Here is a 16,948-nt window from a genome sequence, read left to right as displayed (position 1 = left end):
AAAAGATTTAAATTGGCTACACAAACAAACCAATATTTAACAAAAATTAACTCCCCCTTTACACTCTCTTAAATCTCCCCCCTTATACTGAACATAACAACCTAGAGGAGGGCATACAGCTTGTCAATACTTCATAGAGTATCATTTGGGTTCTTGCTGTTATTCTTCATTTTAGGAACGACCGATGGTTCAATAGCTTCACTCCATCCGTCTATAGCCGCTGACTATACACACATTCAATTATTAGGATTGAATGATTTTCATGGCCAACTGGATAAATACCAAGATCTATCAGGAAATAAAGTAGGAGGCGCTGAATATTTAGCTGCCTATTTAAAAAAGTACAAACAAGAAAACGAACATACCCTCCTTGTTCATTCCGGTGATATGGTCGGCGGAAGCCCTCCTATATCCTCTTTACACCAAAATGAACCAACGATTGAATATCTAAACCTTCTAAACATTGATGTCGGAACACCTGGAAATCATGAATTTGATGAAGGGGTTCATGAAATGCAGCGGTTGATTAATGGAGAGGCAGGCGCTTTCTCAGGTTCAACTACCTCTTATTGTTCCGCTAATATAATCAATAAAAAAACGGGGAATCTATTGTTTCCTCCATATATAATCAAACAAATCAATGGGATAAATATTGGTTTTATCGGTGTAGTGACAACCGAAACGACGAAGTTTCTACTCCCGGAATACAAAGAAGAAATCGAAGTGATTGATGAGGTTCAAGCTATCAATCAAACAGCAGAAGTATTAAAGAAAAAAGGAATAACCTCCATTGTAGTGCTCGCCCATATCTCAGCTAAATCGGATAAGACAGGAGGAAATCCTCATGAAGATTTAGCCAAGATGGCTCCACAAATGGATGATGAAGTCGATGTAATATTCGGCGGTCATAATCATGCATACGCAAATACGATCGTAGACAATAAACTAATCGTTCAAGCTTACTCTTATGGAAAAGCTTTTTCAGAAGTAAAACTCACCATTAACCGTCACACAAAAGAGATTATTCACAAAGAAGCAACGATTATCCCCACTGTTCATCATAAAATCAAACCTGATCAAGAAACACTCACACTTTTAAAAAAATATAAAAAACGTATAGCCCCTTATATGAATAAAATAATAGGTAAAGCACCAAAAGAAATAACGAGGAAACAAAACGGCAACGGTGAATCTCCTTTGGCCAAAATAATCGCAGAATCTGGGCGTAACATATTGGGGACCGATATTGCTTTTTATCACCACGGCGGAATTCGAGCAAGCTTAAACGAAGGAATCATTACGAAAGAAGACCTTTATACTACCTTACCTTTTCATCATCGCTTCGTGAAGATTACCTTAACTGGAGAACAAATAAAAACAGCTTTAGAACAACAGTGGACTAAAGATGAGGAGAATAGATTGCAAGCTGTAGGATTAACTTATACTTGGAATAATACTGCCCCTGTCGGCAGCCGTATTATCACATTAAAAGACATTCATGGTAAGGAAATTCAATCCAAAAGGGCATATACGATTGCCATTAGCAATTATCTCGCTTCAGGTGGAGATGGCTTCACCGCCTTTACAAAAGGAAAACTAGTCGAAGATGGCCCATTAGCTGTAGATGCACTTGCGAGTTATTTACAACAGAGGTACCCTGCTGAAGTAGCCAAACACTAAAAATGATTTATAAATCAGCACTGATTCCCAAAGAACCTATAAGTTGGAGCAAGCACCTCTCAAGGTACCCGCTCTAACTTCTTTTCATTTCAACAATAACTTATCCACAAAATTATACACAAATTATACACAGTTCATTTTGTCACTGTGACTCATCATCTTTTTTCCATGGCGGGTCAGCGTATTGATGAAAGGCCTGGTTCAATTTATATATCCCCCATGGAATGAGCGAAGATAATATAGCGAGTATAAAAGTGGGAACTCGCTCCTCTATCCAGTGCAACATAATTGTTCAACTCCTCTCTATTTCACCATTTTAATGGACGCTCCAATTTGCCTTACGTCAACCCTTACTTGAACGTCAACCACACTTTTTGAAAAATAATTCTCTCCCTTATCCCATTCTTTATTTACTTGTTTCCATGTCTTATAATGTTCTTGCTTTAAATAAGCTCCTAATTCAAAGACATCAGCCTTGTACTTTTTTTGTACTTTATCAATAGCACCATTAATGATACGTTCTATTTCCTTAGCGGTTTTTTCTTCGATTTCAGATAATACCGATCGATTTTTTAAAGCTACGTCTCCGTACACTTCCCCCACATTGCCGTCCACATTAATTTTCACTGTAAATTTAATTTGATCTTTGTCAGAAACATCAGCCTCGATTTTACTTTTAGCACCTTTAATTTCAAAAGCAACAAGTTGGCCATTCATCAAAAATTCAAGTACGGCACTCTCAACCTTTTCTGTAATAAAATTAAGCCCTAGTGTTTCACTTTCATTAAGAGTGCCAATCATTTCTTGATTTTGAGAGTTAAACATAGCGGCTCCCAAAATGATTCCTTTATTGTCCTTAATAACAATTCTCGGTATAACAAAACTATTTCCCTTTAATAAGTAACTATGAACATCACCAATATTTATAGGTGGTAGAGAAGTACCATGTTTTACTATATTTTCACTTAGTGAATCAATAAACAAAACCGGCATTTTTTCATGTTGCGGATTAATTTCCAAAACCTTTCTCGCTTCCCCCTCGGCCACCATCACTTTTGCTACTCTCCTCATTTCATGGTCACGCACAAAAAAATCCATAGCATCCTTAAGATACCCTTTTCTTGCAAGTTCCTCTGACAGAACAATTAAATTAATATGTTCCAGATATGGTTTACGACTGGTCTCAGCAGCCATCTTTCTAGTAATTTGATGAATGGATGTTCCTTCTGCTGTAAGATTTAAGAATGGTTTTCCTTCTGATGCCCCTCCGCCCGATTGACCGCCTCCGCTACCACCTCCAATAAAATTTCCCGGCACAACAAATTGATAGGTTAACTTATACTTTTCCTTCCGCTCTTCCTCAGACATCTCCCCGACAGAATCATCCGTTTTCCCTTTAACCATATCAATGGCTGTACCAATCACAAACCCTCTTTCTTCGATTTCATTTTGATCCCAACACCCCGTCACCAAAAAGAGTAGACAAAAAATCGAGATACTTCTATATACCTTATCCATTCCCCTTTACCCCACGCATCATGGCGATCACAAGTAGAAGCAACGGCATGAACATGCTAAACCCAATCCCCAGGTAGCTAATCCATTCTCCAAATATAGAAGTCTCAACAAAATTCTGTGGTGACATAGCAATAATATAAATAAGTGGAGAAAGGAAAAAAATAAACGTCATTCGTTTTATCTTTTTAAAAATAGAAGCAAAGGCTAATAAAGTTACATCAAAGGACATCGAGGCCGTACTAAAGAGCGTAACAACCCAAATTGTGAAAAAGACTGATTCAAATCTCTCAAAGAATCCTCCTGGTATTTCCACACGTTTAGCTAGCTCTGCTGTTGGATAAAGTGTGTTTTCCGCAACCTCGACACCAAAAACTCCAACTACAAACACAAATACGAGTAAATATAAAAGTAATGGAATGGCCATGCCCATTATAGTGAATTTAATCGTATTCTTAGTTTCATTTATAAAAGCGTTGTAAAATAATAAAATTTCAAAACCTAAAAAGGAAAATATCGTTTCTTTTGAACCTCGTAGAATTTCACTCCAACCAGTGTGAAAGAAGGGCTTTGTGGTTTTAAATTCAAAAAAGCCTATATTCATTACAATTAAAAGCAAAATAATAAATAATATGATAGGTATAAACAAGAGGTTAAGACGAAGTATGACTGTACTTGGTCCAGAAACGGCATAAATAGTAACCAAGAAAAATACAAAACAGATAACTTCTGTAGGTGTCCGATCAAACAAATATAATTTTGATATTTCTGCAACAATCCTCATCTCATAACAAACAAAAAGCATCATGTATGAAGCAAATAAAAACGTTAAAATGGTTGCTATCGGCTTATTAATGATTAAACTTGTGAATTCATGAAGATTCTTTTTAGGAAATCGGCTTATCAACTTAGCTAATACCCCTGCAAAAAAAATAACAATCAATCCGCCAAGGCTAATTGAAATCCACCCATCTATTGAATGCGTAGCATTTGCGACTGTACGTGGGAGAGTAAGAACCCCAAATCCAATGACCATATTGGCAACACCTACTAGAACTTCTTTTCTACCTACCTCGCTGTCACCATATTCAAAGGAATTCATGAACTCTCATCTCCTTTACCTATTCTTGTGTCATCAAGCGTCTGCATATATTGCGGCCTTTTGGATATCGCAGTTATTGGGGCACGAATAGCCACGTCCTTCCAATCTCTATAAAATGCTGGTGCAAATGGCGTGGAATAAGGAATCCCAAAGCTTTTTAGCCTGGCAATATGAATGTTAATCATAATGTAAGTGAGAATAATTCCGTATAACCCAAAAATTCCAGCTGCAAGCATCGTACCAAACCGTAAAATTCGAAAGGCAATCCCTGCACCATATGAAGGAATGGCAAAGGAGGAAATAGCTGTAACTGCTACAGCCACAATCATAACCGGACTCACTAATCCAGCTTGTACAGCTGCCTCTCCGATGACTAACCCACCGACAATGCCAATCGTTTGCCCAATCGGTTTGGGTAATCGAATCCCCGCCTCACGGAGTAGCTCTAATGTAGCCTCCATCATCAGCGCTTCAATGATTGCTGGAAAGGGCACTCCCTCTCTCGCCCCGGCAATCGAAAAAGCTAACTTCGAAGGAATCATTCCTTGATGAAATGATACAAGCGCAATATAAAGAGCCGGTAAAAACACAGCAAAAAAAGCCGCTACATATCTCAGCATTCGAAGCAACGATCCAATAAGCCAACGCTCATAATAGTCTTCCTGCGATTGAAAGAGGGAAACAAATGTAGTCGGTGCAATTAATGCAAAAGGTGTACCATCTAAAAGAATAGCAACTTTTCCTTGTAAGATTGCGCTTGTTACCTTATCCGGCCTTTCAGTATGCAGCACCTGTGGAAAGGGTGACAAGGAACTATCCTCAATCCATTGTTCGATGGTCCCGCTTTCTGCAACCTCATCAATATCTATTGTCTTCAATCTTCTGTTAACCTCTGCTACTATATCTGGATGAACAATTCCTTCAACATAACAAACAACAAGGTCTCTTTTGGATCGCCGTCCCACCTTACTTGATTCAAGCCGTAGATTAGGATCCCTTACCTGTCTACGAACAAGCATTGTATTCGTACGAATATTCTCAGTAAACCCTTCCCTCGGACCCCTTACCAATGATTCCGTTTGAGGTTCGTCAATTCCGCGACTATCCCATCCCTTGCTTCCAACTAGTAATACTTTATCTGTTCCATTGATAAATAAAGCTGTATCACCAGACAAAATAGCAAGTAACACGTCATCCAATATATCTGCTATTTTAAGTTCATAAGTGGATAAAACCTCATTCTTCAATTTCTTCATTATTTCATCGCTAGAAGCCGGCACTTCCTTTTTGGCAGTCTGCATACCCAATTGAATATTTTTAATCAATTGGTCATTTATCAGATCCTTATCTACTAGTCCATCTATACAAACGATCGCGCACTTTTTTTCACTATCGCCTATTGTAAAAATTCTTTGGATAAAATCAGATGGTGCATTCAATATCCTTTTTATATTGTCAAGATTAGCATGGATATCTGTATAAATAGTACTAGGTATATCACTTTGCTTATCTTCAACATTTTGTTTTTGATATTTCAATCGCTTATTGAATACATGCCTTAACATTTTACATACCTCCAGAAAACGCAACAGAAAAACCAATTAAGAAACAAATTCTTCTAATAACTACTATTTTTACCGAAATAAATAATGTTATGTACGACCTCTCCCTGGCATTGATTAGATTAAAAATAGAGAGTTTCAAATTCATCTTGTTTTTGTATCCAAAGCAGCAAATGGCTCATCTATTAGTAATACAGTGGGATTATTTACAAGTGCTCCAGCCTTAGATACACGTTGATTAAACACTGTAGGCCTTACTGGACTTGATTAAACTATTGCTAGGAATATAGAGCGTATAATTGTTTTTTACGTTATAAATACCGTTACCAAAAATCGATTCCAACCATAATCTAATGATGAATCTATTTTTAACAGGAGTGATAGAATGTTTGATTATTCAGTGATTCAATTTATACAAACCTATGCTCATCAGCTGGACAAGCCACTTCAAATAGAGATTCTGAATCTTTATAAACGTTTTAAACAAGCCCCCAAATTTCTACAAAATCGGCTGGGACCTTTATTTATGCATACTGTGAAATTATCTGTCATTGTGGAATTTGAAGATATGGAATGTCAAAAGCAAAGTGTACAGCAGTTACAGCACTCCTTAACAACAAATACTCACTGCCAATTCAAAAATCAATTTTCTTCTGTACCTTGTTGTAGTGTAGACGTCACACTTGCCGCTTTAGCAGATTTGTTTAAAAGCCATTCGACGATTCGAAAAGTTCATTTAAATAGACAAGTACAAGCACTCCTTGATCATGCCATTCCTTCCGTTCAAGCAGATCATGTTGTCCGCAATAATAAACAATTAACCGGACAAGGAATCACAATCGCTGTTATCGACACAGGAGTTTATCCACATTCGGACCTTGAGGGAAGAATCGTTCATTTTGTAGACTTTATCAATCGACGATCCGCTCCTTATGATGATAATGGGCATGGAACGCATTGCGCTGGTGCCGCTGCTGGAAACGGAGCTGCTTCAGGCGGAAAGTATAAAGGATCAGCTCCCAAAGCTAATATTATCGGTATTAAAGTACTAGATCGTTTAGGAGCAGGTTCACTTGAAACGGTCATGCAAGGGGTTGAATGGTGTATAGAATACAACCGTAATCATCCAAACAACCCAATCCACGTTATCAGCTTATCTTTAGGAAGTCCTCCTCAGCGATTTAAAGAAGAAAATGCTGACCCAATGGTACAGGTAGTGGAAAGGGCTTGGCAAAGCGGCATCGTCGTATGTGTAGCAGCAGGTAACTCCGGTCCTAGGGACAGAACCATTGCAAGCCCAGGAATTAGCAATGAAGTCATTACGGTAGGTGCCCTTGATGATCGAAATACGCAGTATACACAGCAAGATGATGTTGCTGCTGATTTTTCTAGTAGAGGACCAACCCCTTACGGTGAAACAAAGCCAGATTTATTAGCTCCAGGAGTCAACATCATCTCCCTTCGTGCCCCAAATTCCTATTTAGATAGATCACAAAGTTCACGCCGCGTCCAATCCAACTATTTCTCCCTTTCCGGTACGTCCATGGCCACGCCTATTTGTGCAGGGATTGTTGCCTTAATGCTTGAATATTATCCACATCTAACTCCTAATGAGGTCAAAGAGAGATTAAAAAAAGGGACCGTTCAATGGAAAGACACCAACTCCAATCTTTATGGCGCAGGTTATATAAATGCCGAAAACTCCATTTAAAGAAAATTTGATAACTATATCAAATCGATACGCTCTAGAATAAAGCCTAAATAAAAAATCAGTACCTCTCCATAATGAGGTACTGATTTTTTTGATTAGGTTCCCCTTAATTCTGTAAGCTATCCAATGCTTGATTTAAGTCTTCCCAAAGATCTTCCCAGTTCTCCAAGCCGACCGAAAGGCGAATAAGCTGATTAGTAATTCCCATTGCCTCTCGCTTTTCGGAAGGCACACTGGAATGTGTCATCGTAGCTGGGTGCTGAATCAGTGTTTCAGCATCCCCAAGGCTGACGGCAATCTTAATGAGCTTTAGAGCATTTAATAGCTTTTGGGCATCCTTCTTTGTTCCTTTGATTTCAAATGAAATAATCCCTCCACCTTGCCTCATCTGCTTCTTCATAATCTCGTAATCCGGATGCTCTCGATCACCCGGATAGAAAACCTGTGCTACACTTGGGTGTTGCTTCAATTTATTAAATAGCTTCGCCGCATTTTCCGAATGACGGTCCATTCTAACGGGAAGTGTCTTTAGGCCTCGCAGCAGCAGCCAAGCATCGAAAGGCGAGATAATTCCACCAATATCTTTTTGAGTTGTCCTCGTTACTTTGTTAATGAATTCCTTTGAGCCAACAACAAGCCCAGCAACTACATCACCGTGCCCGCAAATATACTTTGTCGCACTGTGTAAAACAACATCACAGTCTAAGACAAGCGGCTGCTGAAGGTAAGGAGATGAGAACGTATTGTCCACGACAACGGCAATCCCATATTTCTTCGCCACTTTAACAACCATCGCAAGATCTATCATTTTCATTGTCGGATTAATCGGTGTTTCCACATAGATGCAGACAGTTTCCGGCCGAATGACTGCCTCTATCTGTTCCTCCGTTCGCATTTCAGAGAAATTATGCGTAATATTATATTTTTCCTCCATCAAATGTAAAAGGCCAAATGTACAGCCATACAAGCCTTGCGAGCAGATAATATGATCATTTGCTTTCGTGAGTGCAAGCAACACAGCAGACACAGCAGCCATTCCCGAGCCAAATGCAAGGCCTGCTTCGCCTCGCTCAAGCATAGCAATTCGATCTTCGAGTATTTTCACAGTTGGGTTGCCGAGCCTGGAATAGATATATCCCTCTTCCCCACCAGAAAACCGTCGCTCTCCTTGTTCAGCATGATCAAAAACAAATGTCGATGTTTGAAAAATCGGCGCAGCCAGACTCCCCATATATTGCTTCGGATCGTACCCCTCATGAATCACTGCAGTTTCAATATGCTTATAGAACTTATCCATTGCTCCCCCTCCTCTGCCTACTTCTATATATATGTTGAAATAACCAAAAGAAGAAATTCCCATAAGAGGTAGTTATACACAAAATAATCCACATTTTATCCACATATAATTATGTCACTGTGACTCAAAAAAGAAAGGATTAGATTCTTACTTTTATCCAAACTAAATATAGGAGTGTGCCAGCATGCCTAACTGATTTAGTACAACTACATTTATATTGTGAGGTACCTATTTATGAAATTTGCATGGCTTACAGCAATCTTACTATTCATTCAACCAGCGCATCCTTCAAACGATTTATTAATCACCCATCAAGGACAAACAATCGCTCATATCTCCCGCTCAGATTTTACGATTGCTTTACCGGATACGCCAATGGTGGACAGAGATAAATACAACCAACTGATTGAGGAAATAGACAAACAAGTATATAAAGCGCCTGTAGAAGCTGGAATTGACAATACAGGCAACATTATCCCTGGGCAAACAGGTTATAAATTATACAAAAAAATATTTGAGGAGCAATTTTATACCTCTTTTTTCAGCAGTGGAACAGCCAACATAGAAGTGCCCTTGCTCCCTATTCATCCAAGAGTAGACAGCGAGCTTCTTGCTCACATTCGCGTACAAAAAATTGGGCAATATGTGACTTACTTTAATAGTGCGAATAAAAACCGTACACAAAATATCTCACTGGCTGTAGAAGCTATTAATAATCATGTCGTTTTTCCTGGAGAGATCTTTTCATTTAACAAAGTCGTTGGTAACCGAACCGCAGAAAGAGGCTATTTACCAGCTCGCGTTATCGTCAAAGGAGAGTTTTCAGAAGGGATTGGAGGGGGGATTTGTCAAGTATCCTCCACTCTGTTCAATGCTATTGATCGCACAGGGATGGAGATTATGGAGCGTTATTCTCACAGTAGACGTGTTCCTTATGTTCCACCTGGTCGCGATGCTACAGTCAGTTGGTACGGTCCTGATTTTAGCTTTAAAAATAATTATAACCAACCGATTTTAATCCGAGCTATAAGATATGGAGGCCAAGTGATTATTACGATTTATTCCTCAGATGCCATTGATTATAAGGCAAGGAACATTCCTCAAGCTTCCTATCAATTATCTAAAGAAGTAAGCTGTTCGAGTGTTAATGCTTGTGAATAGCTGTCATAAGAAGCAGCTTTGGCTGATAGGCCATTCAAAGATGACTAGATTGGGCAAGAGAAATGATCCATAAGCTCTCCCTTGCCCAAAGGTACTAATTCTTTTATCCACAGAGTTATACACACATTATCCACAACTCTTTATGTCACTGTGACTTTTCAGTAAAAAAATCATTCAACGCTAGCTGTAAAGTGCCTTTGAATTCCGCTTGATGATTTATGCTGATGCCTAAACCTGTGAAGCTCCTCACAATTTCAGTCCGCATTCCTGTTATGATGAGTTTACACCCCATCATGGATATACCATCAATGATTTTTATAAAATTATTCGTTATTTCTTGTTCCATAGGGGTAATACCTGAGAGGTCGATAATTAATGTTTCTATATGATGAGTTTCGATTTCAGTGAGGACTTTATCTTGAATAGTGGAAATTCTTAAATAATCAATCATACCAATTAACGGTAAAATGCATATCTTATCATTAATAGGAATAATAGGAACAGAAAGATTCTCTACTAGATTTCGTTGCTTATCTAGTAATTCATCTTTGTACGTAGAATAACTGATAAAAAAGTAAGTAAGAAATAAATCAATCGATTTATTTATACTTTTTTCCAACATAAAAAATGTGACCCGATCCACTTCCGTTTTATTTAGTAAATCAAAATGATATAAGAAATCCCATAAAGTTCGTCGAATTGCCTGAATCCATTCTAACTTGAAGGCAAGTGTTAATGAATATTTGGCCCATGCTACCCCTTCTTGCTTAGCAAAAGAAATTAATTCATGTTCTCGTTCTTCTACAACAAATAATACAAGCTTGTGTGCATTATCTAAAAGGTTTATATTTCCAATTTGGCGTATTTCTTCAATTTTTCCTTTTACATTAATGGCTTCTTCTAACAATCTCTCTTCAAAGACTTTTCGATTTTCAAAGAAGAAGTTTTTAATACAATAATTTTCTTCAAATTTTAAATTCAAATTTTTAACTCCTTGGTTACATTTTTTATTAAGTTGAGGAATCTTAATTGTAAATGTTGTCCCTTGATTTTCCTCACTATCAACGACGATTCTCCCGCCATGTTGATAAATAACAGAAAACACTTGAGTCAGCCCCAAACCAGTACCTAAATCCTTGGTTGTAAAAAAAGGAGTTCCAAGTAAGTCTAATTTATCTTTTGGAATTCCAACTCCTGTATCTTGAATGGTAACGATTACCTCATTATTCACTGATTCATGCATAATCATTAATGTTCCTTCTCCATCCATTGATTCAAAGGCATTTTTAATAAGATTAAAAAATGCCTTTTTAAATTGACTTTTCTTTCCAACAATCGTTACATCATTATTTTTAAAATCTGTGATGATTGTAATATCGTACATTTTATCTTGAAATAAATTTAGAATAGATTCTAGTTCTACTGATAAATGAATGGTTTGATACTCTTCAAATTCCAAATCAGGCTTAGAAACTTGAAGCAGATTATTTAATGTTGTTAAGGCGTTATCTAATTCCGAGTGAGCAATATCTATATACTGGTTACTGCTTTCTTGCTGCAGCAATTGTAAAAAACCTTTTACTGCTGTTAATGGATTCTTAACCTCATGGGCAATTCCTGCTGCAATCTTACCTACTGATGCCAACTGCCTTAAATGAGCATTGCTCTCTGATTCCATTGGTGTAATCTGGTCCGGTTTCATTTTCATTATTACTCCCTTCTATTCACAATCAAGTTAGCAGAACAAAAATTCAAAATATTGTAAAAACTTAACCATAAACATATACTACCAAAAACTATAGTAAAAACAAATTATTAGCCATGTTTTTGGAAATAATTATGAAAAATATCCCCTCAGATTAAAAAGTGAGTATCATTAACCATTAGCTTCTGTTCTTCACTCATGTCAAAAGTACAACCTTTATGGATACTGTAAAGACTCAAAAGGTTTACTATATCAAAAAAAGAGACAGGAATCATTCCCTGTCTCTCATACATCTACATCTTCATTACTCGTGGAAATTCGTACCATCTGTCGTTGCTTTAATGATGCCTGCGCGAATAACAAAGTCACCGAAGTGCTCTCCTTCTTGGCGCTCTTTCGCATAGCGAGGAAGCAGCACACGTAGTTCATTTAAAATTTCTTCTTCACCGATGTTTTCGCGATGCATTTTACTTAAACGGCTGCCATCAAAAGCTGCACCGAGATACATATTGTATTTGCCTGGTGCCTTACCGATAAAGCCGATTTCACCTAGCGCATGACGTGCACATCCGTTCGGGCATCCTGTCATACGAATCGTGATTTCTTCATCGCGAAGACCATTTTCATCCACGATTTCTTCAATCTTATCAATCAATCTTGGTAAATAGCGTTCCGCTTCCGCCATCGCTAAACCACATGTTGGTAAAGACACGCAAGCTATGGAGCTGCGGCGTAATGCTGAATATTGTTTTCCTTCTGTTAATCCGTATTTTTCAACTAATTCGTTGATTTGTTTCTTTTTCTGACTTGATACATTTCCAATGATTAAGTTTTGATTACTTGTTAAACGGAAATCCCCTTTATGAATCTTAGCAATTTCACGTAAACCAGTTTTTAGCTTGTAATCATCAAAATCAGCAACACGGCCACCTTCAATGAACAATGTTAAATGCCATTTTCCTTGGATACCTTTCACCCAGCCATAACGATCGCCATTACGGTCAAAATGATAAGGCTTCGCTTCATCCAAGCTCCAGCCAAGACGTTGTTCTAGCTCATCTTTGACTGTTTGTAAACCAAGGCGGTCCACCGTATACTTGAAGCGAGCATTTTTACGAACAGAACGGTTTCCGTAATCACGCTGAATCGTAATCACTTTCTCTGCTACATCGTAAATTTGATTTGGCTTACAGAAACCAATTACTTTAGAAAGCTGTGGATATGTTGCTTTATCACCATGAGTCATACCCATACCGCCGCCGATTGCTACGTTAAAGCCGACAAGCTTGCCGTCTTCAACAATAGCAATGAAGCCAAGATCCTGTGAAAAGACATCTACGTCATTGGATGGAGGAACGGCAATCCCGATTTTAAACTTTCTCGGTAAGTAAAGCGGTCCGTACATTGGCTCGACTTCTTCTACTTCCGGTGTGCCAGCTACTTTTTCTTCATCAAGCCAAATTTCATGATAAGCTCTTGTGCGTGGCAATAAATCATCACTCAATTTTTTAGACCATTCATATACTTCTGCATGGACTTCAGATTGATATGGATTTGAAGCACACATCACGTTTCGGTTCACATCGCCGCATGCTGCAATCGTGTCTAAAAGAGCCGCATTGATTTCCTGAATCGTTTTTTTCATATTCCATTTTAAAATTCCATGCATTTGAAATGTTTCTCGTGTAGTCAATTTCAACGTGCCGTTACCGTATTTATCGGCAAGCTCATCCATAACAAGCCATTGTTCCGGTGTAGACACACCACCTGCCATACGAACACGCAGCATGAATTGATACGCTGGTTCAAGTTTTTGCTTTTGACGCTCATTACGAAGATCACGATCATCCTGTAAGTAACTGCCATGATGTTTCATCAAGCGGTTATCATCTTCAGGAATTCCCGAGCTAAGTCGATCTAACATTTGTTCTTTCAGCGTACCGCGCAAATAGTCACTTCTCTCTTTAATGCCTTCTACATCACTTGGCGGTCCCTCGGGTGCTTTTAAAATTTGATTCACCATCTAGAAAAAACTCCTTTCAATAAACAATCAGTATACATCACGTTGGTAACGTTTTTGTTGCTGCATATCCGTTAAATATTGTACAGCTTCTTCACGGCTCATGCCGCCTTCTTTTTCAATAATCTCAAGTAAAGTGTTATGGACATCATGTGCCATGTTTTTCTCATCTCCGCAAATGTAGACAGCTGCTCCTTCTTGAAGCCATTCGAACAATTCTTTACTATGTTCAAGCAGGCGGTGCTGTACATACACTTTTTCATCCGTATCACGCGAAAATGCGACATCCATTTTTGTCAGTACACCATCTTGCAACCATCTTTGCCATTCCGTTTGGTAAAGGAAATCTGTTACGAAGTGCTGATCTCCGAAGAACATCCATGATTTCCCTTCAGCACCAATTTCCTCACGCTCCTGCATAAAAGATCTAAACGGTGCAACACCTGTTCCTGGTCCAATCATAATAACTGGCGTATCTGGATTAGCTGGTAGCTTAAAGTTTTGATTATGCTGAACATAGATTGGCAGAGTATCTCCTGGCTGCAAACGTTCTGCACATAAAATCGAGCAAACACCATTTCGTTCACGTCCATGTGCCTCGTAACGAACCGCACCAATCGTTAAGTGCACTTCATCTGGATTCGCAGCTAAGCTGCTCGAAATGGAATACAGACGAGCTGGAATTTTCCGAAGAATCGAGATAAATTTCTGTGCAGGTATACCTGATAGATTAAAATCACGAACAACATCAAGTAAATCGCGTCCTTCAAGATACGCTTTTACTTTTTCTTCATTTCCTGGTGATACAAGCCCATGTAAATCTTCATCTGTTGAAATCTCGGCTACCTGCCCAAGAAGCGGTTTTGTTAAAACAGTAATTTCAAAGTAAGAAGTAAGTGCTTCTTTAAGCGGACGGACCTCTCCCTGTTTATTAACCGTTACCTTTTCTTCCGAATCCCACTTCATTTCCCCAAGAAGTGCTTCTACAAGAGCTGGATCATTTTCCGGATACACACCAAGGGTATCTCCCGGTTCAAATGTCAGTCCAGATCCTTCAAGTGATAATTCAAGGTGGCGTGTTTCTTTATTCGAGCCACGGCCATTTAAATTGATATTTTCGAGTACTTCCGCTTTGAACGGATTTGTTCGAGAGTAGACCGATTCACCTGTTGGAGATGCTGCTGCCTGAACAGGAGCAGCACTTCCGCCCTGCGCTTCACTTAGGCTGACCAAAACTCCTTCAAGCCATTCCGCTGCCGGCTCATCATAGTCAAGATCGCAATCAAAGCGTGGGTAAAGTCGTGTACCACCAAGCTCTGCTAAGCGTTGATCAAAATCTTTTCCTGTTTGACAAAATAATTCATAAGAACTATCTCCAAGAGCCAAAACAGAAAAGTTAAGATTGTCGAGCTTTGGCGCACGTTTACTATATAAAAATTCATGGAACGATATCGCGTTATCCGGCGGTTCTCCTTCTCCATGTGTACTTGCTACAATAAGAAGATTTTGAATTTTCTTCAAATTATTCGGCTTAAAATCACTCATCGCTGAGACAGTTACTTGGAAGCCGCTCTCCGTAAGTTTCTTGCCCGCATTTTTCGCAAGTCCTTGCGCGTTTCCACTTTGTGAGCCATAAAGAATGGTCACTTCTTTAGAAATTGCCGGAGCGGCACTTTGAGCTTTGGCCTCTTCTACCGGTGCTCCAGCTGTTCCTGGAACAGCAGCAGCCATATAACCGCTCAACCAATTTTTTTGTGTTTCTGTCAAAGTTGGCAGAAGACGGTTAAGGAGCTCCGCCTGCTCCTGATTAAACGGACTGTTCATTACCTGAATTTGCAACGATATCCACCTCACAAAAGAATATATGCTTTTTAGTACGTTGTTTACTGACTAGTTTTAACAAAATTCAACATTAACCTTCTAGTAAAAAATACTTACTATCATTTCCTTAATATACCAACATAATCTTTATAGGTTAAGTCGGTTTTTATGTTATATAACCCATTATACCATTCTTATATAACGTTTCCTATTTAATTTTTTCTTTCAATTGCCCTCCCAGCTAAAACGCTTCCTAAAAAAATCCTAATTGAAGTTTACAGCAAGATAAGGGATTAGTAAAATATATATAAATTATTGCAACTATTAAGATTATTAATAATAAGGTGGGTTTCTTGTGTATTATGATGCATTAAAAACATTTGTAACTCTTGTAGAAGTTAAAAATTTCACCAAAACAGCTGAAACCCTTCGTATGTCGCAACCAAGTGTCAGCTTACACATTAAAAATCTTGAAAAAGAATTTCAAACTAAATTATTTCTACGTTCTCCGAAATTGTTGAAAATTACTCCAACTGGTGAAATTTTGTACGACCGTGCCAAGCAAATCATCACAATTTACGAGCAAACTAAACAAGACATTCTTGAACAGCATAACTCCATCAAAGGAGAATTAAAAATAGGAGCCAGTTTTACAATCGGTGAATATATATTGCCTTCCTTACTTTTTGACCTTCAAAAAAATTATCCTGAGCTTGAACTTCATGTTGTTATTGGAAATACAAGAGAAATCATTCAATCTGTTCGCTTGTATCAAGTAGATATTGGTTTGATTGAAGGCCAAACAAATGAAAAGGAGCTTTCCGTACACGCTTTTATGCAAGATGAGCTCTTTATTGTTTCCTCCAACAATCATAAGCTCGCTTGTAAAGACGAAGTTACAGTAGCTGATCTTCAAGATCAAGCATGGATAACAAGAGAAGTTGGATCAGGGACACGTGAATATCTGAACCACGTCATTCGTTCAAATGGTTTGAAAGTTAAATCACTCCTTACTATAAGCAGTAATCAGGGAATTAAAGAAACGCTTATGAATGGCATGGGCCTCTCTCTCTTATCCCATAGTGTCATTGAAAAAGACGTACAGCATAGGAATCTGTCCATTATTCAATTGAAAAATCAATCCTTTACTAGAACGCTTTCCTATGTGTATTCTCCTATCATACAAGATAAAAAAAATGTTAGATTATTTATCAATGCTTTAAATAACAAATGGCCTTATAAAGCCCAATCAACCAATTGAACTCATTTAATAACACCTTATGAAAAGAAGCTAATGAACAGCCTGTATGCAGCGATTCATTAGCTTCTTTTCATTCTAAGTGAAATACCCTTCATGGACTTTTTCGTTCAAAA

At 38.2% G+C, this 16,948-nt stretch carries 11 protein-coding genes; 4 read left to right on the top strand and 7 right to left on the bottom strand.

All coding sequences use genetic code 11. The annotated features are described in order from the left end of the window. The first annotated feature begins 120 nt into the window (after window positions 1-120). Window positions 121-1,680: a bifunctional metallophosphatase/5'-nucleotidase gene (locus BAOM_RS03280; RefSeq protein WP_127759038.1), complete on the top strand. Its 1,560-nt coding sequence runs from the start codon at window positions 121-123 to the stop codon at window positions 1,678-1,680. A gap of 303 nt (window positions 1,681-1,983) precedes the next feature. On the opposite strand, the gene BAOM_RS03275 is transcribed toward BAOM_RS03280, so the two are convergent. Genes BAOM_RS03275 through BAOM_RS03265 form a run of 3 tightly spaced genes read right to left on the bottom strand, consistent with a single transcriptional unit; the run spans window position 1,984 to window position 5,862 of the window. Then, the gene (locus BAOM_RS03275) at window positions 1,984-3,198 is read right to left on the bottom strand and encodes a Ger(x)C family spore germination protein (protein WP_127759037.1); all 1,215 of its coding nucleotides are present in this window, start codon (window positions 3,196-3,198) and stop codon (window positions 1,984-1,986) included. Beyond that, window positions 3,191-4,297: a GerAB/ArcD/ProY family transporter gene (locus BAOM_RS03270; protein ID WP_127759036.1), complete on the bottom strand. Its 1,107-nt coding sequence runs from the start codon at window positions 4,295-4,297 to the stop codon at window positions 3,191-3,193. Before BAOM_RS03270 ends, BAOM_RS03275 begins: the two co-directional genes overlap by 8 nt. Further along, a complete protein-coding gene (locus BAOM_RS03265; protein WP_127759035.1) occupies window positions 4,294-5,862 on the bottom strand; it encodes a spore germination protein in 1,569 nt (522 codons plus the stop codon). Before BAOM_RS03265 ends, BAOM_RS03270 begins: the two co-directional genes overlap by 4 nt. A gap of 382 nt (window positions 5,863-6,244) precedes the next feature. Between BAOM_RS03265 and BAOM_RS03255 the strand changes: the two genes are divergently transcribed. After that, on the top strand, window positions 6,245-7,570 hold the full coding sequence (locus BAOM_RS03255) for a S8 family peptidase (protein WP_127759034.1): 1,326 nt from the start codon (window positions 6,245-6,247) through the stop codon (window positions 7,568-7,570). A 106-nt stretch (window positions 7,571-7,676) separates the two neighbouring features. Here the strand turns inward: BAOM_RS03255 and megL are convergent, their stop codons facing one another. Further along, window positions 7,677-8,867 (bottom strand): methionine gamma-lyase, encoded by a 1,191-nt coding sequence (gene megL, locus BAOM_RS03250; RefSeq protein ID WP_127759033.1) that lies wholly within the window; start codon window positions 8,865-8,867, stop codon window positions 7,677-7,679. 234 nt (window positions 8,868-9,101) lie between these two features. Between megL and BAOM_RS03245 the strand changes: the two genes are divergently transcribed. Next, on the top strand, window positions 9,102-10,028 hold the full coding sequence (locus BAOM_RS03245; protein WP_127759032.1) for a VanW family protein: 927 nt from the start codon (window positions 9,102-9,104) through the stop codon (window positions 10,026-10,028). Between the two features lie 145 nt (window positions 10,029-10,173). On the opposite strand, the gene BAOM_RS03240 is transcribed toward BAOM_RS03245, so the two are convergent. From BAOM_RS03240 to BAOM_RS03230, 3 genes are all read right to left on the bottom strand, one after another. Further along, the gene (locus BAOM_RS03240; RefSeq protein ID WP_257467591.1) at window positions 10,174-11,736 is read right to left on the bottom strand and encodes an ATP-binding protein; all 1,563 of its coding nucleotides are present in this window, start codon (window positions 11,734-11,736) and stop codon (window positions 10,174-10,176) included. Window positions 11,737-12,037: 301 nt separating this feature from the next. Continuing rightward, a complete protein-coding gene (cysI, locus tag BAOM_RS03235) occupies window positions 12,038-13,756 on the bottom strand; it encodes an assimilatory sulfite reductase (NADPH) hemoprotein subunit (protein ID WP_127759031.1) in 1,719 nt (572 codons plus the stop codon). Between the two features lie 27 nt (window positions 13,757-13,783). Continuing rightward, entirely contained in the window at window positions 13,784-15,592 is a 1,809-nt protein-coding gene (locus BAOM_RS03230) for an assimilatory sulfite reductase (NADPH) flavoprotein subunit (RefSeq protein WP_127759030.1), read from the bottom strand. Window positions 15,593-15,929: 337 nt separating this feature from the next. Here BAOM_RS03230 and BAOM_RS03225 point away from each other — a divergent pair, with 337 nt between their 5' ends. Then, window positions 15,930-16,835, top strand: coding sequence for a LysR family transcriptional regulator (locus tag BAOM_RS03225; protein WP_127759029.1), 906 nt, complete (start codon window positions 15,930-15,932; stop codon window positions 16,833-16,835). Window positions 16,836-16,948: the final 113 nt, after the last annotated feature.

The sequence above is a fragment of the Peribacillus asahii genome (genome assembly GCF_004006295.1).
GTDB lineage: Bacteria > Bacillota > Bacilli > Bacillales > DSM-1321 > Peribacillus > Peribacillus asahii_A.
Note: the sequence above shows the minus strand (reverse complement) of the source record. Positions and strands in the feature narration are given on the sequence as shown.